2 protein-coding genes are annotated in these 2,432 nt (G+C 46.8%); both read right to left on the bottom strand.

Going from position 1 to position 2,432, the window contains the following annotated elements; genetic code table 11:
• Positions 1-1,982: filamentous hemagglutinin N-terminal domain-containing protein (locus tag ACFINZ_RS09365; RefSeq protein WP_375701384.1), on the bottom strand; the 1,982-nt coding region annotated here is incomplete at its 3' end.
• Between the two features lie 25 nt (positions 1,983-2,007).
• A partial coding sequence (locus ACFINZ_RS09360) for a ShlB/FhaC/HecB family hemolysin secretion/activation protein (RefSeq protein WP_375701383.1) occupies positions 2,008-2,432 on the bottom strand: 425 nt, incomplete at its 5' end.

Here is a 2,432-nt window from a genome sequence, read left to right as displayed (position 1 = left end):
GAGACATCAATATGATCTGCAATTAAATACAGCGTTTGCGGCGTGTAAATATGAGAACGATTATTGCTTAAATCGAGAGTGTTTGCCGTCAATCTCACATCCCCCTCAGCAGACAACACATTCTCAACACTGATCTCTCCAGATACCGATGTCAATGTTGCGCTGCCATAGCTCATGACCTGATCATAATAGATGTCGTTGCCTGCAAAAATTTCAATATTGCCACCACTGGCAATCTGACCAACCTTCACCCCTTCTTTTGCTGTAATCAAAAGAAAGCCCTTTTCATCTAAAACAAGATCCCCTGAACCGCCCGTAGAAACGACACCTGTCATCAGTGTGCCTGCATCAAGGCTGCCAACCTTTAAAACAGCTTCTTCACCCGTCATCAGCGAAGAAAAGTCAACCGCCCCACCCTCAATATTTGCCTTGCCATAGGCTAAAAGTTGCCCAAAATGAACGGGAGCATTTGTTTCTGGTTGTGCTTGAATGGCAACATTTTGATGCGACAGAATTGTTTGAGAAACAGATAGCCCGTTATGAGAAACCAGGGTGATATCTCCTGCTCCATAAACACTTTCAGCAACAATCGCACCTTGACTGCTCTGGAGATCAACATCCCCTTGGGTGCCAAGAACAACAACACCAGCAGCACCCGTTGCCGCCATATCAACCCCACCGGCTAAAAAATGAGCTTGTATATCACCACCGGCATGCGCCTTGAGGTTCCCTTGCGCTAAAACAATCCCCTCAAGCTTCAAGTCTCCGCCCGATTCAAGAGCCATATCAGCGCCTGATCCTAGCCCTGAAACTTGAAGTGTCTGGCGCGAAGAAAGCTCCATATTGCCCCCAGAGGTTGCCTTACCGGCAATCGATAAAAGCCCATCCTGCGCCTCTATCTTCAAATGACCATCAGCACCAACCGTTTCTAACGTCACATCCTTATGGGCGGCAATATCAATATGCTTTTTCGAGGTGATGTGCTTTGCCAATACGCTCTGGCTTTTCGATTTGAGGACAACGCCCCCATGACCAAAAACATTCTTCAACGAGATTTTCCCGTCAGCAGAAAGATGCAACTGCCCCGCATTGGCTGCCATATCATGGCGCATGCGAACCCCAACACCTTTTTCTGTTGCCACAAGTTTAATCTGATCCGCCTGTAGAGCCCCCAAAGCAGAACCATCTATCGCATATTCCGGTTTACCGGTAATATCGGTCAGTTCTTTCATTTCCCGTGAAGCATAATCAAAGTGACCCGTCCCTGCTGTCACACCAATCTCCTTGCCCGCAACAGCTCCTTCAAAATGCACTGTGCGTGAGACAATATCGACAATATCAACCGCTCCTTGACCAGAGAAAAAATTGGCTCCCTTAGCGCCAAAGGTAATATCCCCACCTCGCACCTCAAAGCCTTTCAAAAAACCGCTCGCATCAATTTCGGGAACACCTGTGGTTAAAGTCGCATGGGGCGTATTGATAAAGCCACAACCATCACAGCTTATCCCATTGGGATTGGCTATAATCACATCGGCGGGGCTCCCAAAAACCTCTCCTGGACCATGAAGCGCACTGCGCTTGCTGCTGGTCACTTCATTTAAAATCACTTTCGCCGAACCCGTGAGGCGCAAATGCGGATTGCCCGGCATAATGCCCCCCAACTGCGATTGCCCCACTTCTTGCGCATGATTGTTCCAAATCACACCCGGATTTCCAATATTAAAATCGTTATATTTATTGTGCGATAAGCCCTTGCCATTGGGGGTAACAATATCAATCGAGGGAACCCCATTGGGCGCTGCCACTATATCTGGACGATGGGCGGCATTCGCGTTAGGATCCACAGTAATTTGCGCCTGTAACGCTGAAGGGGCTAACAAACAAGAAAAACCAAGTCCCCCAAATAAAACCTTTTTGAGCATCGTACTGGAGACTAAAACACCTAATAAAGCTGCTCTTTCTGCTCTCTTCTCATATCTCATACTTTAACTCCCCAATAAAAAATGCTTAAAGTTCCATTGTTAATGTCATAAAAAATGTTCCTGATTTTTTGTGCTTAACTGTGCTCCAAAAAATACTGGAATAACTGGCATCAAGAGAGACCATGCCTCCCGCAAGCTTGACACCTGCTGTCCAACCGGCAAGCTGATCACTCTTAATCCCATACAAGGGTTGTGCAAAAACACGCCCATAATCCAAACCAACATAAGGGCGAAGTTCACCAAAAACCTTTTTGAAGGTCGCGTGATTGCTCCACGGAACGGTGCGTAGCAACAAATCATTCCGGCTAAAAAAACCGTTATTGCCAAAAAGCAAACTCTCACGCGTACCACGAACATTGGAAGCGCCCCCCAACGAAATCTGTTCAGCTCCCAATAAATTATGCGGTGAATATTGACCACTCAAAAGATTGCTCAGTATAAAGTCCAAGC

This window comes from Bartonella sp. AA81SXKL (assembly GCF_042196945.1).
Taxonomy (GTDB): Bacteria; Pseudomonadota; Alphaproteobacteria; order Rhizobiales; family Rhizobiaceae; genus Bartonella.
The sequence above is the reverse complement of the archived record's forward strand: the minus strand, read 5'-3'. Positions and strand labels throughout refer to the sequence as shown.